The sequence below is a fragment of the Amycolatopsis sp. VS8301801F10 genome (assembly GCF_046195355.1).
GTDB lineage: Bacteria > Actinomycetota > Actinomycetes > Mycobacteriales > Pseudonocardiaceae > Amycolatopsis.
Genome location: NZ_CP176065.1, coordinates 5,037,817 through 5,062,016, shown reverse-complemented (window position 1 = coordinate 5,062,016; position 24,200 = coordinate 5,037,817). Strand labels below are relative to the sequence as shown.

Below are 24,200 nucleotides of genomic sequence, written 5' to 3'. Positions count from 1 at the left end.
GGACCTTGGCCGCCACTGCGCGTTCCACCGACACCTAGGACGACACATGCCAGCCCACATCTCCAGCCCCGCCCCGCGGACGGGGAGTCTTCCCGAGCGCGCCGGATGCGGCGTCTGCGGGGAGCCCGGCACCGCCGGAAACGCCCAAGGCGCGCTCGTCGCGGACTCCTCGGCCATCGACCCGTACGATTTCGCTTTCGACGGCCGTCGATACGTCGTCGCGTGCTGCCCGGAACACATGCGCACGCTGGTCGAAGAGGCTCGCGCGGCGTGGTCCGCCGGAGAACAGTGGTTCGGCCAGTTGTGCCGGGCCAGCCTGCTGAACGCGATGCGCGACGCCAGCCTCGACGAGATCCGCGCCCACGCCCGTCTCGACGACGCGGCACTGCGCGCCGCTCTGGAGTGGAACTCCGCACGGAAAGCCGCTGCGCTCACCCTGCCGGGCGGGCAGATCCTGCCGATGCGGCCGGTTCCCGCATCCGGCTGCTGAGACGCCGAACAGGGTCGTTTCCGCGGCCCGTGCGCCGATCTCGCCGCGGGTGCCGGGCAACCCCGGCTCGCAGCGCGGATCAAGCCGGCACTCCTGAGAAACTCCGACGCGCTCGCAGTCCGGGAAGCGCACTGCCGCCAGGACCGCACACCTTGCTTCTCCCCATCCCCGGCCCCAGGGAGCCATACCACCTGTTCGAGGTGCCGCTTCTCGCGCCCAGAGCCGTGGCCGAGGCACGATCCACTGGCTGAGTGGCGGGTCCGGCAAGCTGGAACGGCAGGGCTGCTCCTTCGACGAGGATCTGGTCCACGGCGGGCAGCGCACGCTCGACCCGCTGCCCGCCGTGGACCAGTTTCCCGCTCGGCGTCGACTGCCTTCCGGTGCGGCAAGACGGGCGTCGGCCGCGGCGCCAGCCGCGATCCGGCCGGGGCGCCCGGTCCCGTCGGCACGTCTCCCGGCGGACCGCGAACACCGGCAAGGTCGGCGAATCCCGTCCTCACAAGCACTTTCAGCCCGGTTTCGGGTCATTCTCCTTGCCAGGGCGGACAACCGAAGCCGGTTCCGGCGCCTCGCGCTGTCCGCGGCCGGACCCGGACTCGCACGGGCCCGATCCGCGCCGGGCCCAACCTCGGCAGGCGGCCCGAACTCTCCGCCGGGACCGGAGCGATCTTTCCGGGAGAAACCGCGCGGCAGGCGGAGCCGGCGAGACGGGTGCCGCGCCCGAGCAGATGCCCGGGCGCCCCACTGGTCGCAGCGGGGCGCGAGGACGATTTCAGCGGTCGCGAACTGGCCCTCTTTCCTGGTTTCGCGAGCGAGTCGTGCGCCTGCCTCTCCCCGCGAACAGACCGGGCAGTCGCCGCGTGAGCCGCCGCGGCCGCGTTCCTCCTCAGCCGGACGCCGCCGATCCGTTCGACACCGCACCGGCAGGCACGGGCGCGAGGTTCGCGGCCGCGTTCTCGCGGGCCACGAAGGCGCCCAGCTCTCCGATCGTGCTCATCAACGGCGCGGGGAACACCACAGTGGTGTTCTTGTCCACGCCGATCTCGACGAGGCTCTGCAGGTTGCGCAGCTGCAACGCGAGCGGGTGCGCCATCATCGTGTCGGAGGCGTCGCCGAGCGCGGCCGCGGCCATCGCCTCGCCCTCGGCGCTGATGATCTTGGCGCGCTTCTCCCGTTCCGCCTCGGCCTGGCGCGCCATCGCCCGTTTCATCGCGTCCGGCAGCTGGATGTCCTTCAGCTCCACCAGGGTGACTTCCACGCCCCATTCGAGAGTGGCGACGTCGAGGATCTGCCGGATGTCGAGGTTGATGCTGTCGGTCTCGGACAGGGTTTCGTCGAGCGTGTGCCGCCCGACGACCTTGCGCAGGGTGGTCTGCGCGATCTGGTCGATCGCGGCGTAGACGTTCTCGATCGCGACGACCGACTTCACCGCGTCCCGCACCCGGAAGTACGCGACGGCGGACACGTCGACGCTCACGTTGTCGCGGGTGATGATGCCCTGGGACTGGATCGGCATCGTGATGATCCGCAGCGTCACCCGGCGGAGCACGTCCACGACCGGGACGATCAGCCGCAGCCCCGGTTCGCGCACCCCGATCACCCGGCCGAGCCGGAACAGGACCCCGCGTTCGTACTGTTTCACGATCCGGATGGCGGAGGCCAGCAAAGCCAGCACCGCCACCGCGGCCACCATGATCAGGAAAACGGCCATGACGCTCCAGACTCCGGCGCTCGCCGGAGCTGGGCCCCAGGACCGGCGAGTGCCGCGATCGTCACCACGTCGCGCGCGAAGTCCGGGCGAACTACGGGGCACCCGGGGACGGCGCGGGCTCGACCGCTCGCGCACGGGATGCTCCCGGACGCCGTCAACACTACGCGCGCTCAAGCGCCAGCAGGTCACGGGCGCACACCCGGCGGCGGCCGATCCGCGCGGGCCAGGGCGATCGCCGCCGGCCGCGCGAGTCCGCCGCGCCGTCGGCGAGTTGCCGGCGTCCGCTCGGCCCAGGTGCGATCCGGTGACCGCCTGCCCGGTCAAAGTCCGCTTCGGCCAGACCGTCCGACTGCACCCCCGGTCAGACCACGACGCCGGGGATTCAGCGGTCTCGACCGGACCGCTCGGCCCACAGCCTGGAGCGGGCGCGGAGGCGCGGGCGAAATCCCGGTGCCCGATCCCCGATCGGCCGGAGAGAGATCGGCCGAAGAGATCGACTCGGCCGCTCCGCCTCAGGGCCGGGATCGGCCGCACCGCCGCGCACCGGACCAGACACGGTCTCGCCGCCGCTGCACGCCCGGGCAGCCGGCGCGTGCCGCGCCATCGGCCCCAAACGCGGCCTCGCCCCGCTGCACGCCCGGGCAGCCGGCGCGGGCCTCGCTATCGGCGGTCCCGGCGCTGGCGGTTCGGCGGCTCGGCTGGCTGAAGGACCGCGTCGGCTACCGCGTTGTCGGAGATCACGGCGAGCGCGAGCGCGCTGAGCAGCTGGTTCGTGGAACGGGCGTGGTTGCGCAGCAGGACGAAGGCCGCGGCCGGATCGAGCTCGCTGCGGCCGGCCAGCACGCCTTTCGCCTGTTCGATGATCACCCGGCTGTTGAGCGCGCCCTGCAGCTGCTCGGCGAGCAGGTCGGCGCGGCGGACGCTCTGCTCGTGCAGGATGCCGATGGTGGCCACGTCGGCCAGTGCCCGCGCGGTACGCGCGGCGGAGTGCGGCAGCGCGCCGGGTTCGGCGCGGAAGAGGTTGAGCGCGCCGATGGTTTCGCCGCGCAGCCGCATCGGAACGGCGTGCACGGCGCGGAACCCCTCCGCCCCGGCGCGCTCGGCGAACCGCGGCCAGCGCTGGGGCGGCTCGCGCAGGTCCGGGGCGGAGACCTGCTCCCCGGTGCGGAAGGCGTCCAGGCAGGGGCCTTCGTCGGCCTCCAGCTGGAACAGCTCGGCGACCCGGACCTGCTCGGTCGAGCAGGACACCACCCGCAGGCGGCCCCGCTGGTCGGACAGCACGATCCCGGCCGCGTCCGCGGGCAGCAGCCGCACGCAGTATTCGGCCAGCCGGTCCAGCACGTCGATCACGTCGTAGTCGTCGACCAGCGTGTCGGCCAAGTCGACCAAAGCCTCGGCCAGTGCCGCTTCGTGATCGTCGGCCGTCTTCATCGCAGCTCCTCGTCGTCGAATCGCAATCGCCGCGCGACCACGTCCCTGGCCACCTCGTCGATGGGCCGGTTGCGCGCGAACGCGTAGGCCCGCAACCGCGCCAGCGCGGCGGCCGGGGGAGCCCCGGTCTGCCCGATGATCATCCCGGTGGCCTGATAGACCTCCGTCCGGTGCAGCGGCGCGCCGGACAGCCAGCCGGGCAGCCCCGCCGATCCCGGCGCGTCGGCACGCGGCTCCAGTGTCTCCCCCGCCCGGACGCCGAGCAACGCCCACAGCCCGGCGTCCGCCGCCCGCAGCGCCCCGGCCAGGGCCTCTCCGGTCAGCGAGCCCGGTTCGCGGCGGTAGAGGTCGAGCACTCCGACGGTGATCGCACCGAGCTGCAGGGGAAACACGAACAACGCCCGGACCCCGGTCAAGCGCGCGGCGTGGGCGAACATCGGCCAGCGCCCGTCGGCCACCTCCGCCAGATCGGCGACCAGCACCGGACGGCGCCCGGTGAACGCCTCGACGCAGGGCCCCTCGCCCAGGCTGAACTGGAGCGCGTCCACCTGCCCGGCCGTCGGGTCGCTGGCATAGACCGGTTCCTGCGCGTCCGCGCCCGTCATCACCGTGATCGCCGCGCCGCTGACCGGGAGGAACTCCACGCACGCAGCGCCCACCCGGGACGGGCCGTCCGCGCCGCCGTCGGCGACGATCGCCTGCAGCCGCGCGCCGAGCCGGACGAGATCAACCACGCCGGGCCACCGCCGGCAGCCGAGCCGGCGAGCCGGCAGGTGCCCACTGCGCCATCCTCATCTCCGTCCGCCCACCAGCGGGCCGCGATTCCGGCGCTGCCGCCCGCGACCCTCGGAGCGGGTCGCCCCGGAACACTACACACCGCGGCCGGTCCCCGCCGGGAACGCCGCCCGGGCGGCTGGGGCGCCCGAGCCTCGCGGCGGGCCGGGAGCCGTCGGCCCGGATGTCCTCCGCGCCGCGACGGAAAGCCCGGCCGGGGCTGCCGGAAAACCGGCCCGGCGCGAGCCGGGCTCTCCGCGGCGGCACGCGTCGTGTCCCGGAAACGGCGGCCGGGCCTCGGAACTTCCCCCTTCGGCCATGCCGCCGGCGAGTCCGGCGGACGCGCTTTGCCGGAACATCAGGACGGCGCCGTCCTCGGCCAGGCGTCCGGTCTCGCGCGGCGCGGGTAAAGTGGCGAGACAGCACGCGAGCGCTCAGACCCTGCTCTCGACGGCCTGCACCAGATCCGGCCACAATCCGCTAGGAGCAGGATCTTCATGAACCCCGCGAAAACCGCCCCGGGCTTGCCGCGAAGGCCGAAGCCCCTCCGGACTTCCCTGCCCGCCCCAGCACCAGGCTCGTCCGCCCCCGCACTCGCCACGCGACAGCCGAAGCCCCATCAGACTTCCCTCTCCGCCCCAACACCAGGCTCGCCCACCCCCGCACTCGCCACGCGACAGCCGAAGCCCCTCCGGACTTCCCTCCCCGCCCCAACACCAGGCTCGTCCGCCCCCGCACTCGCCACGCGACAGCCGAAGCCCCTCCGGACTTCCCTCCCCGCCCCAACACCAAGCTCGTCCGCCCGCGCTCTCGCCCCGCGAAAGCCGAAGCCCCTCCAGACTTCCCCGCCCGCCCCAGCACCGAGCTCCTCCGCCCCCGCACTCGCCCCGCGATGCCCTGTGTCCGGCTGGCGCCGAGCACCGTCCGGGGACAGGCCGCGTTCTTTCCGGGCCGACCCCGCCGCACCGTCCTGGACCGGGCTCGCGCGGGTTCCCTCGCAGCGCCACGCCACTTGGCGGGCGGACTGGATCCGCCGCCCGGTCGGCGTCCGTTCCGCGGGCTTCTGGGCCTTGGCGAACCTGCCGGAGCGCGAACCCCGGCCGCCCGCCCCCGTCTTCTTGTGCTTCGGAAATCCCGGCCCGGTCCGCGCCCGCGCAGCGGTGCGCTGATCCTGGTGCGGGACGACACGCCCTCTTCTTCCGTGCCGCCCGGGCTCCGCGTCGCGGCCGCGCTGTCGTGGCGCCTGCTGGTCGTGGCTGCGGCGCTCACGGCAGTCGGGTTCGTGGCCGCCAGGCTGGCTTCGGTGCTCGTCCCGGTCGCGGTGGCGCTGCTGCTGGCCGGGCTGTTCGCGCCCGCCGTTTCCTGGCTGGCGCGCAAAAAGGTGCCGCGCGGGCTGGCGACCGCGATCGTGCTGGTCGCCGGGATCGCGCTGGCCGGCGGCGTGGTCACGTTCGTGGTCGGCACCGTGAGCGCGGGGATGCCCGCGCTGCTCGACCAGGTCTCCGCGAGCCTGACCGAGCTGCACACGTGGCTGCGGACCGGTCCGCTCCGGCTGAGCCAGGGCCAGCTCGACGAAATGCTCGGCAACCTGACCTCGATGCTCGGCCGGAACAAATCGGCGATCGCCTCGGGCGCCCTCACCACCGCGGTCACCGTCGGGGAACTGCTCGCCGAGTTCCTGCTCACGGTGTTCTGCCTGATCTTCTTCCTCGCCCAGGGGAACACGATCTGGGCGTTCGTGCTGCGGGCGGCGCCCGCGCGCCTGCGCGACCGCGTCGACACCGCCGGGCGCAGCGGATTCACCACCCTGGCGCACTACATCCGGGGCACCGCCGCCGTCGCGTTCGCCGACGCCGCCGGCATCGGGCTGGGGCTGGTGATCGTCGGGGTTCCGCTGGCAGCTCCGCTGAGCACGCTCGTTTTCCTCGGCGCGTTCGTCCCCGTGATCGGCTCGGTGCTCGCCGGCGCGGTCGCCGTCCTCGTCGCGCTGGCGGCCGACGGCTGGCTGGCGGCCGTCGTCGTGCTCGCCGTCGTGGTCGGCGTCATGCAGGTCGAAAGCCATGTCCTGCAACCGCTTCTGCTCGGGCGGGCGGTCCGGCTGCATCCGCTGGCCGTCGTTCTCGCCCTCGCCGTCGGACTGGTCTCCGCCGGGATCGTGGGCGCCCTGCTCGCCGTGCCGCTGCTCGCCGTCTTCAGCTCGGGCGTGCGAAGCCTCGCCGCCGTCCCGCCGGACGACGCCGCTTCCGAGGAAAACGAACCGCCGCGGGTGTAGAATCAGGGTGCCGAGAGCATCTCGCGCGCCGGCAGCAGAGCGGGCGCCGTCCTCGGCTCCCTTCGTATCGGTCCCCCGCGATCGGGACGGGACAACGGCATGACGCCGGAACCGCGCGCCAGAACCAGCACGTCCTTCGCCCGCCCGCGCCCCGGCGCGTCTCCCGCGGCGGGCAACCGGCCCGGAACGACACGTCCGCTGTCCGAAAAGGACAGTCCGGCGCGGCGAACCGGAACGCGCGCCGGCGCGGATCGCGCTGCCGCCGGGGACGGACGGGGCGCGTCCGGCAGCGGGAACCGATCGCCGTCCCGCCGCGAGACGACGGGCACCGGCGACTCCGCCGCCGGATCTCGCGGAACCGGTCGCGCGCCCCGGCCCGGCCCGCCGTGACCGCGACCACCCCGCCGGTGAAAGCCCTCCTCGCCGACGGAGAGATCGTGTGGGTCCGCGGGCTGGAGCCGGGCGACATCACGGAGGTCCAGTCGCTGCGGACCCGGCTGTCCGGCCGCGACCGCGGACTCCGGTTCTTCGGGCTGGGCGACACGGGGCTGGCCGGGCTCGCGAAGCGGTTGTCCGCCCGCTCCGGCGTCGGCCCGACCTCGGTCGGGTGTTTCCGGAACGCCCGGCTGGTCGGCGTCGCACAGTACGAGATCGTCGACGACCCGGCCGAGGCGGAGGTCTCCCTGATCGTCGACCGCCGCGCCCCGGCCCTCGGCGTCGCCACGCTGCTGCTGGCACAACTCATCTTTTCCGCCGAACACGAAGGCGTGCGGATATTCGTCGCCGGCACCGGCACCGAGGATTCGACGATGCTCGGCGTGTTCTCCGCTCTGGGCATCCCGTTCCGGGCCTGGCGGAACCCGCCTCCGCAAGGGACCGCGCCGACCGCTTGAGGTGCGCGCCGAGCCGGTTCCCGCACCCGGCGAGGCTCTGCTCCGGGTCGCCGCATCCTCGCTCAGCTTCGGCGAGGTCAAAGGCACCGCCGATCCATCCGCGCCGGACGGCACCGGGATCGGCTGGGACACGGCGCGCATGAGCCGGGTCCTCGGACGGCGGGTGCTGATCACAGCCGCTCATAGGTCGACCCACCCGTGCTGCGGGAATTCAAGCGCGACAACACGATCCGCCGGGCTCTCCGCAACGCCGCGCCGGGGCGGTCACCCCCGCAGCCGCAGACTGCCGTCCATCGCGGCGAAAGCGCGCCGCACGTGGCCGGGGAGTTCGCCCGGCGCGCAGTCGGGCAGCCATTCGTCCAGCGCGCACCGCCAGGCCGCGACGCAGAATTCGACCAGCAGACGCAGTTCCAGGCTGGAATCGCCGAGCCGGCGCACGATTTCCGCCTCGGTTTCCGCGCAGTGCGCCAAGGTGTGCCCGTTCAGCGCCGGGGACTGGTCGATCAGCCGGAGCGTCGCGGGGAAACGCTGGTGCCAGTTCTCGTCCATCCGGTCGAGGGTGGCCAGCATCGCGTCGCGGAAGACGTCGGCCAGCGGCCCGGATTTGGCGGTCTCGTCCAGGACGTCGAGGTAGGCGCTCCAGAGTTCCTTGACCGCGGCGAGCGCGACGTCTTCCTTCGAGCGGAAGGTGCGGAAGAACGTCCGGCGCGAGACCTCGACCTCGTCCAGCAGCGCGTCGAGCGGCGTGGCGTCGAAACCGCGTTCGCTGAAGAGCGCGACGGCGGTTTCCACCAGCGCCTGGCGGGTGCGCTGCTTCTTGCGCTCGCGCAGCGTGGGCGGTCCGGAGGCGGTCATCGGCCGCAGTCTACCGAGGACGCGGCGGTGGCGCATATGCTATACAGGAGCAAATGCCACACTGTGGCACATTGACCCTAGGGGGTTCCCGTGCGCGCACTCGTCGTCGACCATTCCGCGACGGCACATCTGTCCCTGGCCGAGGTCGCCGACCCGGTCCCCGCGCCCGGCGAGGCGCTGATCCGCGTCGCCGCGGCCTCGCTCAACTTCGGCGAGGTCGAAGGCGCGACCGATCCGTCCGTTCCGGACGGCGCCGTGATCGGCTGGGACGCGGCGGGCGTCGTCGTCCAGGCCGCGGCCGACGGCTCCGGTCCCGCGGCCGGGACGCCGGTGGTCTCGGTGGGCACGGCGGGCTGGGCCGAATTGCGCGCGGTGCCGACGAACTTGCTCGGCACCGTCCCCGACGGTGCGGACCTGGGCGCGATCAGCACGATCCCGGTCGCCGCGCTGAGCGCCTTGCACGTGCTGCGCCGGATGGGCCAGGTCCTCGGGCGGCGGGTGCTGGTCACCGGCGCGTCCGGCGGGGTCGGGCGGTACGCGGTGCAGCTCGCCGCGCGGGCGGGAGCGGAGGTGGTCGCGATCAGCCGGGATCCCGGTCAGGAGGACGGCCTGCGGGCTCTGGGCGCGCACCAGGTGCGCACCTCGATCGCGGACGTCGACCGGCCGGTGTTCGGCGTGCTGGACAACGTCGGCGGGCCGCACCTCGTGGCCGCCTTCGCCAAGCTGGAGGCGGGCGGCACGCTGATCGCCGTGGGCCGGTCGGCGGAGGCGGACGCCGTGCTGCCGCCGGAGGCTTTCCTGGGCACCGAGGGGCGCCACGACCGGTCGATCCGGACGTTCTTCCTGCTGGCCGACCCCGCCGCCGACTTCTCCGCCGACCTGACCTGGCTGGCCGCCGAGACCGCCGCCGGGCGCCTCGACCCGGGCATCAGCTGGCGCGGATCGTGGGAAAGGCACGCCGAGGCGGTGCGGGCGCTGCTCGACCGGCGGCTGCACGGCAAGGCGGTGCTGGAGATCGGCTGAGCCGGCGCGCCCGCCGCGGCGCCCCGGACCGGGTGCGCCCCGGCGGACGGCGTTAACCTGGCCTGAACCGACAGCGCGAGAACCACGGAACCCAGGTGAACCAGACCGGAGCACAGCCACCCGCCGGAACCCAGGCCATCCGCCGAGCGCTCGGCATCCTGCGGCTCCTGATGGACGAGGACGGGGAACTCACGCTGTCCGCGATCGCCCGCAAACTGGACCTCACGCCGGGCACCACGCACCGGGTCGTGGGCGCGCTGAGCGCCGACGGGCTCGTCGCGCACAACCCCCGCACCGACAGCTATCACCTCGGTCCCGGCGCGATCCTGCTCGGCCAGGCCGCCCAGCGCGTGCACGGGCTCCAGCTCGCGCTGCCGGTCATCCAGCGGATCAACGCGGACACCGGGGAATCGGTCAACATCACGATCCGCGAGGGCAACGAATCGGTGGTGCTGCTGCGCGCGCAGTCGACGCTGCCGTTGCGTTTCGAGCAGCACCCGGGCGCGCGTTTCCCCTTGTACGCCACGGCTTCCGGCAAGGCGATGCTCGCCAATTCCCTCGACGCGGAGTCCTACCTGGCGAGCCTCCCGGAGCAGTTGCCCGCGCTGACGCCGCACACCCTCGCCACCCGGGACGCCCTCGCCCTCGAACTCGCCGAGACCCGCGACCGCGGGTACAGCATCGACAACGAGGAAAACGTCGCCGGAGTCCGCTGCGTCGGCGCGGGGGTGCTGGACGAACGGGGCTTGGCCCGGGCGGCGGTGGTGATCCAGGTGCCGACGGTGCGGCTGCCGGAGGATCGGGTTCCGGAGCTGGGCGCGCTCGCGATCGAGGCGGCCAAGGAGATCGCGCCGTTCCTGCCGCCGGACCGGCTCACTCGCTACTGAGCCCCAGCGCCCGCGCCGTCAGCGACGCGAGATGCACCGGACGGCGCTCCGACAGCTGCCGAATCTGGGTGCGGCAGCTGAAACCGTCCGCGTGCACCACCGTGCTCTCCGGGGCCGCGCGCAACGCGGGCATCAGCTGGTGCTCCGCGACAGCGACGGAAACGTCGTAATGGCCCCGCTGGAAACCGAAATTCCCCGCCAGGCCGCAGCAGCCCTCGCGCAGCACCTGCGTGTGCTCGGACAACCGGCTGAGCAGCCGCGAATCGGCGTCGTAGCCGAGGTCCGCGTGCTGGTGACAGTGCACCTGCGTGAGCACCGGGGCCGAGGACTTCTCCACCGCGGGCAGTTCCCTCTCCCCCACATGTTCGGCGAACGTCCGCACGCTGCGCTTCAGCACGGCGGTCCGCGGATCGTCCGGCAGCAGCTCGGAACCGTCCGAGCGCAGGGTGGCGGTGCAGCTCGGCTCCAGCCCGATCACCGGGATTCCCTGCCGCAGCCACGGATCCAGCGCATCGAGCGACCGGCGCAGGACCCGGCGGGCCGCGCCGAGCTGGCCGGTGCTGTGCCAGGTCAGTCCACAACAGACAGTCCGCTCCGGAAGGACCACCTCGTGGCCGAGCGCTTCCAGCACCGCCACCGCGTCGCGGCCGACTTGCGGGTCGAAGAAATTCGTGAAGGTGTCCGGCCACAGCACGACCTTCGACCCCGACGGCACCCGTTCCCGGCGGCGGAACCACGCAGCGAAAGTCGGCGAAGCCAGCCGCGGCAGTTCGCGTTCGGCGGCGATCCCGCCGAGGCGGTTCAGGGCGGGCCGGAGCGGGCCGGACGCCACGGCGTTGATCGCGCGGGCGAACGGCGCGCCCAGCCGGAGCCAGCGCGGCAGCGCGCCCATCGTGTAGTGCGACATCGGCCGGATCCGGCGTTCGTAGTGGCGGCTGAGGAATTCGGTCCGATACGAGGCCATGTCGACGCCGACCGGGCAATCGGATTTGCACGCCTTGCAGCCGAGGCAGAGGTCGAGCGCGTCGCGGACTTCCGGGGAACGCCAGCCGTCCTCGATGACGTCTCCGGCGAGCATTTCGAACAGCAGCCGCGCCCGGCCGCGGGTCGAGTGTTCCTCCTTGCCGGTGGCGCGGTAGCTCGGGCACATCATCCCGCCGGACGCCGAGACGCATTTGCCCACGCCGACGCATCGGCGGGAGGCCGCGGCCAGGTCGCCGTCGTCGGCGTGCAGCGCGAGCCGGGCGCGGGTCGGCAGGATCGGCGGGGCGACGACCGTGCGCAAATCGGCGTCGAGCGGGGCGGGATCGACGACCCGGCCGGGGTTCATGCCGTTCGACGGGTCGAAGGCTGCTTTGAAGCCGGCGAAGGCCCGCATCAGCCGCGGCGGGAACATCAGCGGCAGGAGTTCGGCCCGGGCCTGGCCGTCGCCGTGTTCGCCGGAGAGCGAACCGCCATGGGAGACCACGAGTTCCGCCGCCTCGACCATGAACGACCGGTACGCTTGCTTCGCTTCCGGCGCGGCCATCGGGAAATCGATCCGCACGTGCAGGCAGCCGTCGCCGAAGTGGCCGTAGACCACGCCTTTGCGGCCGTGCTTGTCCAGCAGCAGGTCGAATTCGCGCAGGTACGCGCCTAGCCGGTCCGGCGGGACCGCGGAGTCTTCCCAGCCCGACCACGCTTCGGAGCCGTCGGCCAGCCGGGTCGCCAGGCCCGCGCCTTCCTCCCGGATCCGCCAGAGTTTCCGTTGCGCCACCGGATCTTCCACCACCAGCGCGGAAGCGCCGACCTGCGGCGCGCGAGCGGCGACCTGGCGCGCGACCGCCACCGCCTCGGCCGCGTCGGCGCCGCCGGTTTCCAGGTACAGCCAGGCCGTTCCCTCCGGCAAAGTGCTGCGGTCGCCGGGTTTCCGGGCATCGAGAGCGGCGACGAGACCGGCTTCGATGCCTTCCATGGTCAGCACCGGAAGGTCGAGCAGCGACGGGACCGCGTCGGCGGCGGCGATGCTGTTTTCGAAGCCCAGCACGGCGAGAGCGCGCGTCGCCGGGATCGGGGCCAGGTCGACGACCGCGCTGAGCATGGTCGCGCAGGTGCCCTCGGAGCCGACCAAAGCCTTGGCGACGTCGAAACCGTTCTCCGGCAACAGGTATTCCAGGTTGTACCCGGAGACTCGCCGCGGCAGTTTCGGATAGCCGAGCCGGATGTCGGCCAAGTATTCGTCGCGCAGGTCTCGCAAGCGGCGGTACAGCGCGCCGACCGAATCCTCGCGAGCGCAGAGTTCTTCCAGTTCGGCCGGGGAGGTCGGGCCGACCTCGAGCCGGGTCCCGTCGAGGAGGGCGATTTCCAGCGCGCGGACGTTGTCGACCGTCTTGCCCCAGGCCACCGAATGCGACCCGCAGGCGTTGTTGCCGATCATGCCGCCGATCGTGCACCGGCTGTGCGTCGACGGGTCCGGGCCGAAGGTGAGCCCGTGCCCGGCGGCCCGTTCGCGCAGCCGGTCGAGCACGAGGCCGGGTTCGACGCGCGCGGTGCGGGCGGCGGGGTCGAGGTCCAGCACGCGGTTGAGATGCCGGGTGAAGTCCAGGATCACCGCGCGGTTCGCGGCCTGCCCGCCGATGCTGGTCGCCGCCCCGCGCGGGAGGACCGGCACGCCGTGCTCGGCGCACACCTTCAGGGCGGCCACCACGTCGTCCGCGCTGCGCGGCCGGACCACGAGCAGCGGGACATGCCGGTAGTTCGACGCGTCCGTGGAGTGGGTGGCGAGCGTGGCCGGGTCGCCGGCGACTTCGCCGGACACCGCCCGCGCGAGTGCTTCCTGCAGTGCCGAATGCGAACGGGCTCGGGCCGGCATGGGCGTCTCCTGGGAAATCGGGGGTTCACAGCGCCGCGGTCGCCGGGCTACCGTGAAGGCTCACCACATAGTGGATATAGCTTCCACATGTTGTCAACATCGACGTGAGGAGTGGTCTCCTTGACCGACTTGCCCCGCAACGAAAGCGTCTTCACCTGGGCCGCGCCCCCGCTGAAGTTCGGCGCCGGCGCGCTCGACGAGCTGGGCGCGGAGGTGGCCGCCCGGCAGGCCAGGTCGTGCCTGATCCTCACCGACCCGGGCGTCCGCGGCACCGGGATCCCGGACCGGGCGCTCGACTCGATCCGCGCGGCCGGGGTGAAAAGCGAGATCTTCGACGGCGTCGGCGTCGAACCGACCGACGCCAGCATCGACGAGGCGGTCGCCTACGCCCGCCAGGAGGACTGGGACTGCTTCGTCGCCATCGGCGGCGGCTCGGCGATCGACACCGCCAAGGCCGTCAACCTGCTGACCACGCACCCCGGCGAGCTGCTCGACTTCGTGACCCCGCCGATCGGCGCGGGCAAAGCCCCGTGGCTGCAGCTGAAGCCGCTGATCGCGGTCCCGACCACCGCGGGCACCGGGTCCGAGTCGACCACGATCTGCGTCGTCGACCTGCTCGGCCTGCACCTCAAGGCCGGGGTGAGCCATCCGTCGCTGCGCCCGTCGCTGGCGGTCGTCGACCCGCGCACCACGATCAGCCTGCCCCCGGCGGTGACCGCGGCCAGCGGCATGGACGTGCTGTCGCACGCGCTGGAGAGCTACACCAGCGTCGCGTTCGACGCGAAGCCCGCGCCGGAAGACCCGATGAAACGACCGGCGTTCTGCGGCTCCAACCCGATCAGCGACGTCTGGTGCGAAATGGCGCTTACCTTGGTGGGCAAGCATTTGCGCGCCGCTGTCCTCAATGGACGCGACCTGACCGCGCGCACCCAGATGGCGCTCGCGTCCACCTACGCCGGAACCGGGTTCGGCAACGCCGGCACCCACCTGCCGCACGCCAACGCCTACCCGATCGCCGGGGCGGTGAAGCAGTACCGCGCCGAGGGCTACCCGGAAATGCCGATGGTCCCGCACGGCCAGGCCGTGTCCGCGACCGCCGCCGAGGTGTTCCGCTGGACCTACCCCGCGGCGCCGGAACGGCATCTGCACGCCGCGCATCTGCTTTCCGGCGGCCAGACCTTCACCGCCACCGACGGCGCCGACGCCCTCCCCCACGTGCTCGCCGAGCTGATGGCCGACATCCAGATGCCGAAGGGACTGCACGCGTTCGGTTACGGCGAGGAGGACATCGACACCCTCGTCGACGGCACCCTCAAGCAGACCCGCCAGCTGGCTGTCGTGCCCCGTCCGGTCACCCGGACCGCGCTCGAAGACATCTTCCGCCGCTCGCTGTGACCACCGGGAGTTATCAATGGCGACAACTCCGGAGAAAAGCACCGACGTCCGCCTCGTAGTCGCGTCCAGCGTGTTCGGCACGACCGTCGAGTGGTACGACTTCTTCCTGTACGGCACCGCCGCGGGACTCGTCTTCAACAAGCTGTATTTCCCCGGCTCCGATCCCCTGGTCGGCACCGTGCTGGCCTTCGCGACCTTCGCGCTCGGCTTCCTCGCCCGCCCGATCGGCGGATTCGTCTTCGGCCACCTCGGCGACCGGGTCGGGCGCAAGAAGATCCTCGTCGCGACCATGCTCATCATGGGCACCGCGACCTGTCTCATCGGGCTGCTGCCCGACTACCGGATGATCGGGCCGGCCGCGCCGATCATCCTGGTGGTCCTCCGCCTGGCCCAGGGCGTCGCGGTCGGCGGCGAATGGGGCGGCGCGGTGCTGATGGCCACCGAATACGCCCCGGCCGGGAAACGCGGTCTCTACGGCAGTTTCCCGCAGATCGGCCTGGCCATCGGGCTCACGCTGGGCACCGGCGTGCTGGCGCTGCTGAACGCGGTCACCAGCGACGAGGCGTTCCTGTTGTGGGGCTGGCGCATCGGCTTCCTGCTGTCGGCGGTGCTGGTGGTGGCGGGGCTGCTGATCCGGGTCAAGGTGATGGAAACCCCGGCCTTCCGCACCATGGCCGCCGAGGAGGGCACGGCCACCGTCCCCGCGGTCGAACTGGTCCGCGACCGGCTGTCCCGGCGGCACCTGCTGCTCGGCATGGGCAGCCGGTTCACCGAGGGCGTGGCCTTCAACGCGTGGGCGGTCTTCGTGATCTCCTACGGCAGCGGAACCCTGAAACTGGACCGGCAGCCGCTGCTGGTCGGCGTGATGATCGCGGCCGCGGTGATGGTCGTGTTCATCCCGGTGTTCGGCAAGGTCTCCGACCGGCTCGGACGCCGCAGAACCTTCACGACCGGAGCCGTGACGACGCTGGTGCTGGCGATCCCCGCACTGGCCGCGCTGCACAGCGGCAATCCGGTGCTGATCACGCTCGCCCTGGTCGCGGTCCTGGGCATCAGCTACCCGGTGATGTACGGCCCGCAGGCGGCGTTCTACGCCGAACTGTTCCCGATTTCGCGGCGGTGCACGGGGATTTCCGTCGTGTACCAGCTTTCCGGCGTCGTGGCTTCGGGACTGACCCCGCTGATCCTCGCCTACCTCGCCGGGAAGACCGGGACGACCGGCATCCTGGTCTACCTCGCCGCGACGACCGCGGTCAGCGTCGTCTGCACGCTGGCGATCCGGCAGAGCGACCTGTTCGAGGACGACGAACTGGCTCCCGCGCCGGTCAAGGAGGTTCCCCGGCTCACCTGAGCGACGGCGTTCCGGGCGGCCGGCCGCCGCCCGGAACGCCGATCGCCTCGAGAACCCGTTCCCGGTCGGCCTGTCTGAGGTACAGGCAATGCCCCGCCTCGGGCAGGATCTCCACCTCCGCGTGCGGGACGAGCCGGCGGAGATTCGCCGCCGCGGCAACGGGATCGTGGACGACGCTGCGCCCGCCGAACAACGCCCGCAGCGGCGTCCGGATTCCGCGCAGGGCTTCGTCGGGCGGGCAGGTCTGGAACGGGATCCTGGCCCGGTAAGCCCGGATCCCGGCGACGACCACCTGCGCGGCGGGCTGGTCGAAGATGTCCTCGCCCGCGGACCAGGCCACGAAACGCCGCCAGTCGCGGTCGCGGTTCAGCACGATCGCCGCGAGAGCGCGGCGTTGCGCGGCGGCGGAGAACTTCGCGCCGACCGTCGTCGGGTCGAGCAGGCACAGCGCGGCGAGCCGGTCCGGGGCGTGGATCGCCTGGTTGACCGCGTGCCAACCGCCGGTCGAGCCGCCGACGAGGCAGACGTCGCCGAGCCCGAGCCCGGCCAGGACGTCGTCGAGCCCGAGCGCACGGTCGCGGACGTCGGCGAACGGCCTGGTCTGCACGCTGCGTCCGGCCTCGCCGAGGGTGTCGACGGCGTAGACGGGACCGCTGAGCCCCGGGAGGAGCGGCGCGTAGCAGACCGAGGCGGCCATCAGGCCCGGCAGGAGCACGATCGGGCGGCCGCCTTCGCCGAAACGGTAGACGCGCGTGGTCCCGTGCCGGCAGGGAACGTCGAAAACCTCGTCCGGCCGCGGGCATTCCCGCAGCGCCTGCTCGTAGACGGCGAAATAGCGTTGCCGTGCCTCGGGGTTCTTGAACTGGCCGATCTTCTTCATGGACCGGAACGCTATTCCGCGCGCCTCCGGCCGGTCTTGGACGAAAGTAAGATGGCGGCATGACAGAGTGGTCGCTCGTCGTCCCGCGCCGGGAAATCACGGCCTCCCGGGGACGGCACTTCTTCGGGGGTTCGCGAGTCCCCGGCGTCTTGGACTACGCGGGCCACGAGTTCCCGGACTCCGCCGAAATGCCTTGGCGGGTAACGCCGTTGGGCGCGCTCACCCTGATCCTCGACTTCGAGGCTCCCCTCCGGTCGGTGCCCCGGTCGCCGGTCTTGGGGCTGCGGGACCGGCCGCTGCTCGTGTCGCAGGCCGGACCCGCGCGGGGAATCACGATCGCGCTGACCCCGCCCGCCGCGCACGCGTTGTTCGGCCTGCCGCTGCGCCTGCTGGCGAACGCGAGCGTCTCCGCGACCGACCTCCTCGGCCGCGACGCCGACCTGCTCGCCGAGCAGCTGGCCTCCGCCCCCGACTGGCCCGCGCGGTTCGCCCTGCTCGACGCCTTCCTGCTCCCCCGCATCCGCTCCGGCCCGGCCCTGGCGCGCCCCGTACACGCCGCGTGGCACCGGCTGACGTCCTCGGCGATCCGGGTCGACGCGGCAGCCGCCGAAGTCGGCTGGACCCGGCAGCATCTGACGGCCCGCTTCCGGGAGGAGATCGGCCTTTCGCCCCGGACGGTCGGACGGATCGCCCGCCTGCACCGCGCGGTGTCCCGGCTCCCGGCCGCGCGCTCGTGGGCGGAGTTAGCGGTCCGCTGCGGATACGCCGACCAATCCCACCTCAACCGCGATTTCCGCAGCCTCACCGGGTGCACGCCCACCGAATACGTCACCGGCTAGCGCTGGCCGCGGCAGCATCTGACGGCCGACACCGCGCCGTATCCCGGCCGCGCGATCATAAGCAGAGTCAGCGGTCCACTGCGGATACGCCGACCAATCCCACCTCAACCGCGATTTCCGCAGCCTCACCGGATGCACACCCACCGAATACCTCACCGGCTAGCGCTGGACGCCTCGGTGAGCTGTTCCCGCAGCGTGCTCAGCGTCCGGGCCAGCAATCGCGACACCTGCATCTGCGACAGGCCGACCCGTTCCGCGATCTGGCTCTGCGTCATGTTCGAGAAAAACCGCATGACGAGAATCGCGCGTTCCCGTTCCGGCAAGGCGCGCAGGAGCGGTTTCAGCGTTTCCCGGTCTTCGAGCTTTTCGATTTCCGGGTCCTCGTCGCCGAGCGTGTCGGCCAGTGCGGTCGAGCCCGTGTCGTCGTGGGCCGGGTGGTCGATCGAGGAGGCTTGGTAGGCGTTGCCTGCGTGCAGGGCTTCGGCGACCTCGTCGAGGTCGAGGTCCAGGTGGTCGGCGAGTTCGCGCGCGGTGGGCGCGCGGCCCAGGCGCTGGCCCAGTTCGGTGGCGGCCTGGCCGATCCGCAGGTGGAGTTCCTTGAGCCGGCGCGGGACCCGGACCGACCAGGTGTGATCGCGGAAGTACCGGCGGACCTCGCCCATCACCGTCGGGACGGCGAAGGCCACGAAATCCGTCTGCCGCGCCGGGTCGTAGCGGTCGACGGCGTTGATCAAGCCGATCCGCGCCACTTGCAGCAGGTCCTCGGACGGCTGGCCGCGCCGGGCGAAGCGGCGCGCGATGTGCTCGGCCAGCGGGAGGTGCTCCTCGATGAGACGGCGCCGCAGCCGGGAGTGCTCGTCGGTGTCCTCGGCGAGGTGGCTGATTTCCTCGAACAGCACCGCGCAGTGCCGGTAGTCGTCGCTGCGCCGGGTGCGGGTCATGGTCGCCGCGGTCATGCAGGTCCTCCTGACAGCCGAAGGGAACGTGACTCGGGGTGGTGCCCTGGTGCGCCTCGCCGACGCTAACCATCCTTAGTGGACAGTGCACGGCACCGCAAGGCGAGCGGGCGGCGGATCGGCGCGCTCGCCCGGTCGTTCGGAAGCCGGAGCGTCATGGCCGGGTGGTACCCGCCCGGGCGCGAGATCAATCAGCCGCCCACCCGAATGGGGGCTCAAGCCGCGGCGCGCAAGCGCAGCAGAGTGGCGATTTCCGCAGGACTGCCCACTGAACGCAGGGTCGGCGGCGTCAGCTGCCCGATGCGGTGATCGTCCTCACGCAAGGCGGTGAGGAACCGGACCAGCCGCGCGGGCGGCGGCGCGACGCTGTCGCCGCCGAGATACCGGATGACGATCAGGTCCTCGCCGGAATGGGTTTCCACCGCGGCCGACCAGCCGTGGACCTCGTCCCACAGCAGCGCGACGTCCCGGCCGGGGTAACCCGGGAGCCGGTCGTCGAGGGCGAGGTAGGCCGAGAGCGGCGAATCCTGGTCGACAGTGCGGGATTCCGGGCCGACCCCGAGTGCGCGCGCGACCTCGTCGAGGTAGCCGTACAGCGCGACGAGGACAGCCTGCGGATTGCTGGGCGAGAGGTGGGGGGTTGTGGTCACGAGTGCCTTTCTCCAGAAGAATCGGTGCTGGGCCGCCAACGGCCGCGCAGCGAACGGTGATCGGTGCGGCTGAGCACACCGGACGTGTCGCGCGTCCAGTGGCCGCCGCGGGAATCGGTGAAGGACAGAGCGGGAACCGCGGCTGCCGAGTACAAGTCGTCCAAGGGCAGCGCGTCCTCGCCGAAGGGCAGCGCGCGCACTGCGGTCGACGCGGGCGGGATGATCGCGAACCGGACGCAATGCGGTTCGTCCTCGTCCGGCCGCTCGACTTCCAGCGAGCAGTCGAACACCGGCGCGTCGCCGCTGTTGTGCGCGCACACCACGTAATCCTCGTCGCGGTCGTGCCGGGCGCCCTCGTCGAGCCACGCGGCGACCGACTGCGCTTGCTGCTCCTGGCGGACTTCCGCCTGGTCCTTCCGGTTGAGCAGCATGATCCACACGTACGAGGCGAACCCCAGCAGCGATCCCGCGCTCCCGATCGCCGACACCCAGGTCGCGGTCAGTTGTGATCCCATTTCGCGTCGGGTTCCCCGATCCGGCCGCTCGGCAAACCTCGTCCGGGAGAGGTTTGGACCTTCCCCGGACGGGGTAGCAAGAACGCGGCGCGGAACCCGTTCCGCCTTGAGACTTTCGTTGCCGTGGGGACGCCGGTGGTGCCGAGACACCGCCGGCGTTTCTGCTGTCCACAATGGACAACCGGCGGTCAGGCCGCGAGCCAGGACGGGCAAGCGCCCTTGCGCAGCGTGCGCCATTCGCCGGCGAACCTGTCCCGCAGCATCTTCGCCGCGGCTTCGTCACGGCCGTAGAGGAGCCCGAAGGTGAAAGTGTTCTGGTTCTCGCCGAAGCCGTCGATCGCGAAGTGCCGCAACGCCGCACGGTCGACCACCGTGTCCTGATGTTTGCCCAGGGTCTGCTGCACTGCCTTGACATTTTTGCGCCAGGTGCGCAGCTTCTTGCCGAACACCGGACGGACCGCGTCGGCCGCGTAACGGGCTCGCTTGGCCTTCTTCCGCACATTGTGCAACGCCTGCTCCAACTCGGCGCCGCTGAGCCCTTCCGTCGCCGCGGCGGCCCGGTAAAGCTTGCGCGCCGTCTTGCGCAACGGCTTCCGCAAGGCCTTCTTGCGCACCGGAGGCATCGTGTCGAGCAGCGTGGCGATCGACTTCAGCAAAGTCGCATACCGGGTGCTGGACAACGCTTCGGTCGCGCGAGCCAGCCCGTTTTGGGAAGTGCGGGCGAAGTCCCGCGTGAGGTATTGGCGCAGCGGCCCGAAAACCAGCTCCGACGGAACCTCGTCGAGACAAGCTTCGAGGCGAGCTTGGCTGACTTCGGCGTCCCGTGCCGGAGCGAGTTCGCCGCCCAGCCACTTCAGTTCCGCTGCGAGCGCGGTGGCTTTCTTCTTTCCTGCCAAGGAGTTGAACGTCTGGAGCGCGCTGCGCAGCTTTCGCGCCGCCACCCGCAACTGGTGCACCGAATCTTCTTCCCCCAGCCGGAAACCGAGGTCAGCCCGGCGCAACCGCTCGAATTGCTCGCTCAAATACGCGGGCAGAACCTCGTCCCGGCCGCGCGCGCCCTCGGTCTCGTCTCCGAGCAGCCGTTGCAGTTTCGACGGCCACCAGGCGTTCTCGGCACCGCGCTTCCGCAAGGTGCGATCAAGGCGGTCCAGAAGCCCGGGCGAGGAATCCGGCGCGAGTTCGACGTCCAGCTCGCGCCAGCGGTCCAGCCGAAGTGCTTGTCCCCCCAGGAATTCCCCGGTGACATGGTCGTCCGCCAGCGTCGCCACCGTCCGGCCGGACTCGTCGGACCAGCGATGCGTGAAACGGTCCGTCCGCACCTGCGCGATCGGGCGCAGCTTCCGGTCCAGCGTGTAGGCGCGCACCAGCGGAGCGAACGAAGCGGGGCCCTCGCCGAGCGGAAACCGCAGCTCCTGGCCGGACGGGAAACTCAGGCGCCACCCGGAATCGCTGCTTCTTCGCAGCGTGATCCCGGCTCTGGTCAACCGGAAACCCTTGGTGTCGTAATAAACAGTCTCCAGCGTCCGCTCGGCGGGAGCCTCCTGCGCGATCCCCTTGCCCGCCAGCCGCGGCACCCGCGCTTTCAGGCTCAGCTCGTACTTCCGTCCGGACTCCGCGCTCTTCATTCGCCCCTCCTTCAGTCGTTTTCCGCCGCACCGGCGACGCCCTCGGCGATCGCGGGCACCAGGCTCTCGTCGAACACGCTGGGCACGATGTGCTCCCGGTCGAGGTCGTCGCCGACGGTCCCGGCCACCGCGTGCGAGGCCGCGAGCAGCATCCGCGCGGTCACCCTCGTGGCGCCGGAGTCGAGCAGGCCGCGGAACATCCCCGGGAACACCAGGACGTTGTTGATCTGGTTGGGCAGGTCGCTGCGGCCGGTCGCGACGATCTCCGCGTGCTCGTGCGCGTCCTCCGGATCGACCTCGGGATCGGGGTTGGCCAGCGCGAACACGATCGCCCGGTCCGCCATCCGGGCGAGGTCGTCCCCCTTCAGCAGGCCGCCGACGCTCACGCCGATGAAGACGTCCGCGTCCTGCAAAGCGTCTCGCAGGCTCCCCCGGACCGCGTCGCCGCGGTTGGTGTTCTCCGCGAGCCACTGCTTCTCGCCGGTCAAATCGCGTTCGCCGTGCAGGGCGCCCTTGCTGTCGCAGACCACGATCCGCTCCGCGGCGAAATCCGCCTTGAGCAGCAACCGGGCGATCGCGGACCCCGCCGCGCCCGCGCCGGAGATCACCACCGACGTGTCCCCTGGCGTGCGGTCGGTCAGCTTCAGCGCGTTGTGCAGGGCGGCCAGCACGGCTATCGCGGTCCCGTGCTGGTCGTCGTGGAAGACCGGGATGTCCAGCTCGTCGTGCAGCTGCCGCTCGACGGTGAAGCACCGGGGCGCGGCGATGTCTTCCAGGTTGATCGCGCCGAACGACGTCGCGAGGTCCTTGGCGGTGCGCACCAGGTCTTCCGGTTCGCGGCTGACCGGGCAGATCGGCCAGGCGTCGACGTCGGCGAACCGCTTCAGCAGCGCCGCTTTGCCCTCCATCACCGGCAGCGCGGCGGCCGGGCCCTGGTCGCCGAGCCCGAGCAGCGCGGACCCGTCGGACACGATCGCGACGGAGTTGCCGCGCACGGTCTCCCGCGCCAGCACCGACGGGTCCTCGGCGACGCGCTTGGCCAGCTCGGCGACGCCCGGCGTGTAGTGCTCGGCGAGGTCGCCGGCGCCGTCGAGCCGCACCCGGGTGGTGACTTGGATCTTTCCGCGACTGCTCATGGCAGCCGGATACCCGGCCGCGCGGCGGCGGAACCGTGCTCAGCCGGAGCTCCGCCCCCTGCCCTGGCTGGGCAGCTGCCGCATCGGGTGCGAACGCAGATCCGGTCCCGGCGAGCATGATCGGGCGTTTCGGCCAGGTTGGCGTCCATCGCGGCGGTCAGCGGGGCTACTCAGCTCAAGTTCCCGGCATTGAGGCTCAGAGTCCCCGCACGGCTCGCTGCCGCGATGCCCGGCGCCGGTCGCCCTGTGCTCAGTCCAGCACGAGGGCCGCGTCCGGTTCGGTCACCCGGAAGCTGAAGCTCTCCTCCAGGTACAGCGTGAGCGTCTCGGCGTCGTGGTGGCGGTAGCCGACCGAGAGGTCCTGGCCGAGTTCCAGCACGAAGTCCCCGCCGGACAGGCTCAGCACCACCGCGCCGGTCAGCCCCGGCGTCCGCTTGACCCGGCCGCCGCCCAGCGCGCGGCGGAGGTGGTCGAGCACGAGAAGGCCGCCGTGTTCGGCGCTCTCCACGATGGACGTGTAGCCCGCGGGGTTGATCGCGAGCGCGTACGGACCCTCGATTCCGTTGCACCGCAACGTGTTCACCGCGTTGGCCACGACGTGCGGGTAGCGTTCCGGGTCGGTGCCCAGCGTCCCGTGGTCGTACGGGCTCGCTTCGACGATCCCGGTGATCCCGGCGTCCGGCCAGCCGTGGAACACCGCGCGGTTCTCCAGCAGGCCGACCTGAGCGGCGGCCTGGTCGAGGTCGTCGAACTCCAGGTCGTCGGCGCCGCGTTCGGCGTCCTCGAGTTCCCTGCGCTCGACGGTGAACGGCACCCGCACCTCCACCAGCGGCAGCACCCGGCGCTGCCGCGCGAGGGTTTCGCGTTCGCGGGCCGCTTCCGGCGGGTCGATCCGCCGGGTCCGGCCGAGCGGCGTGGCGGAGTACTCCCAGCCGTGCGGGCCTTCGACGTCGACCATCTTGCGCGCCGCCAGGTGCGTCGTCAGCCGCTCCCGCGCCTCGTCGTCGATCTGCTTCCAGCCCTCGGCCGGAATCGGCGCGAGTTCGCGCATCAGGTGGTTCATCGTGCTCCCTCTCCGTCAGTCCTTCAGGCTGCCGATGCCCAGCGAACCGTCGTCCGGCGGCGTCTTCCCGGCTTTCCGCTCCTGCTCCGCGACGTAGCGCTCCGGGTCGACGTCCCCGGTGTCGATGCCCTTGGCGCCCTCGTGCTCGGCCTTGAACGCGAGGAACTTCCGGCCGAGTTCCTCGCGCAGTCCCGGATCCGCGTGCTTGCGGAAGTCGGCGAGCGCGTCGTCCTCCTCCTCGGCCATGTGCTCGCTGTTGGCGGTGCGGGCCTGCCGGACCGCCGCGTGCCAGGCGGCGCTGCCCGGCGGGTGGCGGCGGGTTTCGGCGACGGCGTCGCGGATGTCGTTGTGGTCGCCGACCGCGTCGAGCGTCTCGTCCTCGGCGTCCGCGCCGCGCTGGATCAGCTCGGGGTAGAAGACCGCCTCCTCGGCCGCCGCGTGCAGGTCCAGCAGGTCGGCGAGCGGTTCCCAGGCCCGCGCCAGCTCGTCCGGGCGGTCGAGGTCGTCCAGTTCCGCGAACGCCCGCCGGAACCGCTCGTGATCGTCGAGGATCAGGCTGGTGATGTCGGTCATGGCCCCCGACGTTAGCTCTCCCGGCGGCGG

Annotated in this window: 21 protein-coding genes and 1 pseudogene; 9 read left to right on the top strand and 13 right to left on the bottom strand. The window is 71.9% G+C overall.

Going from position 1 to position 24,200, the window contains the following annotated elements; genetic code table 11:
• The first annotated feature begins 46 nt into the window (after positions 1-46).
• The gene (locus tag F9C11_RS24040) at positions 47-490 is read left to right on the top strand and encodes a hypothetical protein (RefSeq protein WP_409179618.1); all 444 of its coding nucleotides are present in this window, start codon (positions 47-49) and stop codon (positions 488-490) included.
• 886 nt (positions 491-1,376) lie between these two features.
• Here F9C11_RS24040 and F9C11_RS24035 read toward each other — a convergent pair.
• The 3 genes from F9C11_RS24035 to F9C11_RS24025 all read right to left on the bottom strand — a co-directional run bounded on the left by F9C11_RS24035 (position 1,377) and on the right by F9C11_RS24025 (position 4,366).
• Positions 1,377-2,201: a slipin family protein gene (locus tag F9C11_RS24035; protein ID WP_409179617.1), complete on the bottom strand. Its 825-nt coding sequence runs from the start codon at positions 2,199-2,201 to the stop codon at positions 1,377-1,379.
• 660 nt (positions 2,202-2,861) lie between these two features.
• Complete coding sequence (locus tag F9C11_RS24030) at positions 2,862-3,632, bottom strand: GAF and ANTAR domain-containing protein (protein ID WP_409179616.1); 771 nt, start codon at positions 3,630-3,632, stop codon at positions 2,862-2,864.
• Positions 3,629-4,366 (bottom strand): GAF domain-containing protein, encoded by a 738-nt coding sequence (locus tag F9C11_RS24025; protein WP_409179615.1) that lies wholly within the window; start codon positions 4,364-4,366, stop codon positions 3,629-3,631. The genes F9C11_RS24030 and F9C11_RS24025 overlap by 4 nt, the downstream gene beginning before the upstream one ends.
• A 1,214-nt stretch (positions 4,367-5,580) precedes the next feature.
• On the opposite strand from F9C11_RS24025, the gene F9C11_RS24020 reads away from it, so the two are divergent.
• A complete protein-coding gene (locus tag F9C11_RS24020) occupies positions 5,581-6,678 on the top strand; it encodes an AI-2E family transporter (protein ID WP_409179614.1) in 1,098 nt (365 codons plus the stop codon).
• 386 nt (positions 6,679-7,064) lie between these two features.
• Positions 7,065-7,571, top strand: a complete 507-nt coding sequence (locus tag F9C11_RS24015) for a GNAT family N-acetyltransferase (protein WP_409179613.1) — start codon at positions 7,065-7,067, stop codon at positions 7,569-7,571.
• Between the two features lie 264 nt (positions 7,572-7,835).
• Here the strand turns inward: F9C11_RS24015 and F9C11_RS24010 are convergent, their stop codons facing one another.
• The gene (locus F9C11_RS24010; RefSeq protein WP_409179612.1) at positions 7,836-8,426 is read right to left on the bottom strand and encodes a TetR/AcrR family transcriptional regulator; all 591 of its coding nucleotides are present in this window, start codon (positions 8,424-8,426) and stop codon (positions 7,836-7,838) included.
• Positions 8,427-8,516: 90 nt separating this feature from the next.
• Here F9C11_RS24010 and F9C11_RS24005 point away from each other — a divergent pair, with 90 nt between their 5' ends.
• Positions 8,517-9,449: a zinc-binding dehydrogenase gene (locus F9C11_RS24005; protein WP_409179611.1), complete on the top strand. Its 933-nt coding sequence runs from the start codon at positions 8,517-8,519 to the stop codon at positions 9,447-9,449.
• Positions 9,450-9,544: 95 nt separating this feature from the next.
• Complete coding sequence (locus tag F9C11_RS24000; RefSeq protein WP_409179610.1) at positions 9,545-10,336, top strand: IclR family transcriptional regulator; 792 nt, start codon at positions 9,545-9,547, stop codon at positions 10,334-10,336.
• Here F9C11_RS24000 and F9C11_RS23995 read toward each other — a convergent pair.
• Positions 10,323-13,187: an FAD-binding and (Fe-S)-binding domain-containing protein gene (locus tag F9C11_RS23995; protein WP_409179609.1), complete on the bottom strand. Its 2,865-nt coding sequence runs from the start codon at positions 13,185-13,187 to the stop codon at positions 10,323-10,325. The genes F9C11_RS24000 and F9C11_RS23995 overlap by 14 nt on opposite strands.
• 120 nt (positions 13,188-13,307) lie before the next feature.
• Between F9C11_RS23995 and F9C11_RS23990 the strand changes: the two genes are divergently transcribed.
• Positions 13,308-14,582: a hydroxyacid-oxoacid transhydrogenase gene (locus F9C11_RS23990; RefSeq protein WP_409179608.1), complete on the top strand. Its 1,275-nt coding sequence runs from the start codon at positions 13,308-13,310 to the stop codon at positions 14,580-14,582.
• 16 nt (positions 14,583-14,598) lie between these two features.
• The gene (locus tag F9C11_RS23985) at positions 14,599-15,933 is read left to right on the top strand and encodes an MFS transporter (protein ID WP_409179607.1); all 1,335 of its coding nucleotides are present in this window, start codon (positions 14,599-14,601) and stop codon (positions 15,931-15,933) included.
• Here F9C11_RS23985 and F9C11_RS23980 read toward each other — a convergent pair.
• On the bottom strand, positions 15,926-16,813 hold the full coding sequence (locus F9C11_RS23980) for an alpha/beta fold hydrolase (RefSeq protein ID WP_409179606.1): 888 nt from the start codon (positions 16,811-16,813) through the stop codon (positions 15,926-15,928). The genes F9C11_RS23985 and F9C11_RS23980 overlap by 8 nt on opposite strands.
• A gap of 59 nt (positions 16,814-16,872) precedes the next feature.
• Here F9C11_RS23980 and F9C11_RS23975 point away from each other — a divergent pair, with 59 nt between their 5' ends.
• A complete protein-coding gene (locus F9C11_RS23975; RefSeq protein WP_409179604.1) occupies positions 16,873-17,652 on the top strand; it encodes a helix-turn-helix domain-containing protein in 780 nt (259 codons plus the stop codon).
• A 76-nt stretch (positions 17,653-17,728) separates the two neighbouring features.
• Positions 17,729-17,815, top strand: a pseudogene (locus F9C11_RS23970) (helix-turn-helix domain-containing protein); the annotation flags it as partial.
• On the opposite strand, the gene F9C11_RS23965 reads toward F9C11_RS23970, so the two are convergent.
• From F9C11_RS23965 to F9C11_RS23935, 7 genes are all read right to left on the bottom strand, one after another.
• Complete coding sequence (locus tag F9C11_RS23965) at positions 17,805-18,608, bottom strand: SigB/SigF/SigG family RNA polymerase sigma factor (protein ID WP_409179603.1); 804 nt, start codon at positions 18,606-18,608, stop codon at positions 17,805-17,807. The pseudogene F9C11_RS23970 and the gene F9C11_RS23965 sit on opposite strands and share 11 nt — an antisense overlap.
• A 215-nt stretch (positions 18,609-18,823) precedes the next feature.
• Complete coding sequence (locus F9C11_RS23960; protein WP_409179602.1) at positions 18,824-19,258, bottom strand: DUF6292 family protein; 435 nt, start codon at positions 19,256-19,258, stop codon at positions 18,824-18,826.
• Positions 19,255-19,773 (bottom strand): hypothetical protein, encoded by a 519-nt coding sequence (locus F9C11_RS23955; RefSeq protein ID WP_409179601.1) that lies wholly within the window; start codon positions 19,771-19,773, stop codon positions 19,255-19,257. The genes F9C11_RS23960 and F9C11_RS23955 overlap by 4 nt, the downstream gene beginning before the upstream one ends.
• Before the next feature lie 188 nt (positions 19,774-19,961).
• The gene (locus F9C11_RS23950; RefSeq protein ID WP_409179600.1) at positions 19,962-21,398 is read right to left on the bottom strand and encodes a CHAD domain-containing protein; all 1,437 of its coding nucleotides are present in this window, start codon (positions 21,396-21,398) and stop codon (positions 19,962-19,964) included.
• Between the two features lie 11 nt (positions 21,399-21,409).
• Positions 21,410-22,534: an NADP-dependent malic enzyme gene (locus F9C11_RS23945; protein ID WP_409179599.1), complete on the bottom strand. Its 1,125-nt coding sequence runs from the start codon at positions 22,532-22,534 to the stop codon at positions 21,410-21,412.
• Between the two features lie 250 nt (positions 22,535-22,784).
• Positions 22,785-23,597, bottom strand: a complete 813-nt coding sequence (locus F9C11_RS23940; RefSeq protein ID WP_409179598.1) for a family 1 encapsulin nanocompartment shell protein — start codon at positions 23,595-23,597, stop codon at positions 22,785-22,787.
• A gap of 15 nt (positions 23,598-23,612) precedes the next feature.
• Positions 23,613-24,170 carry a hemerythrin domain-containing protein gene (locus tag F9C11_RS23935; protein ID WP_409179597.1) on the bottom strand — a complete coding sequence of 186 codons (558 nt, stop codon included), beginning with the start codon at positions 24,168-24,170 and terminating at the stop codon, positions 23,613-23,615.
• Between the last annotated feature and the right edge of the window lie 30 nt (positions 24,171-24,200).

Coding starts and splice junctions, on each gene's coding strand:
- F9C11_RS23980 (WP_409179606.1), bottom strand. CDS start 16,813: ATGAAGAAGATCGGCCAGTTCAAGAACCCCGAGGCACGGCAACGCTAT.
- F9C11_RS23935 (WP_409179597.1), bottom strand. CDS start 24,170: ATGACCGACATCACCAGCCTGATCCTCGACGATCACGAGCGGTTCCGG.
- F9C11_RS23950 (WP_409179600.1), bottom strand. CDS start 21,398: ATGAAGAGCGCGGAGTCCGGACGGAAGTACGAGCTGAGCCTGAAAGCG.
- F9C11_RS23945 (WP_409179599.1), bottom strand. CDS start 22,534: ATGAGCAGTCGCGGAAAGATCCAAGTCACCACCCGGGTGCGGCTCGAC.
- F9C11_RS23985 (WP_409179607.1), top strand. CDS start 14,599: ATGGCGACAACTCCGGAGAAAAGCACCGACGTCCGCCTCGTAGTCGCG.
- F9C11_RS23975 (WP_409179604.1), top strand. CDS start 16,873: ATGACAGAGTGGTCGCTCGTCGTCCCGCGCCGGGAAATCACGGCCTCC.
- F9C11_RS24030 (WP_409179616.1), bottom strand. CDS start 3,632: ATGAAGACGGCCGACGATCACGAAGCGGCACTGGCCGAGGCTTTGGTC.
- F9C11_RS24040 (WP_409179618.1), top strand. CDS start 47: ATGCCAGCCCACATCTCCAGCCCCGCCCCGCGGACGGGGAGTCTTCCC.
- F9C11_RS24035 (WP_409179617.1), bottom strand. CDS start 2,201: ATGGCCGTTTTCCTGATCATGGTGGCCGCGGTGGCGGTGCTGGCTTTG.
- F9C11_RS23965 (WP_409179603.1), bottom strand. CDS start 18,608: ATGACCGCGGCGACCATGACCCGCACCCGGCGCAGCGACGACTACCGG.
- F9C11_RS24010 (WP_409179612.1), bottom strand. CDS start 8,426: ATGACCGCCTCCGGACCGCCCACGCTGCGCGAGCGCAAGAAGCAGCGC.
- F9C11_RS23940 (WP_409179598.1), bottom strand. CDS start 23,597: ATGAACCACCTGATGCGCGAACTCGCGCCGATTCCGGCCGAGGGCTGG.
- F9C11_RS23995 (WP_409179609.1), bottom strand. CDS start 13,187: ATGCCGGCCCGAGCCCGTTCGCATTCGGCACTGCAGGAAGCACTCGCG.
- F9C11_RS23955 (WP_409179601.1), bottom strand. CDS start 19,773: ATGGGATCACAACTGACCGCGACCTGGGTGTCGGCGATCGGGAGCGCG.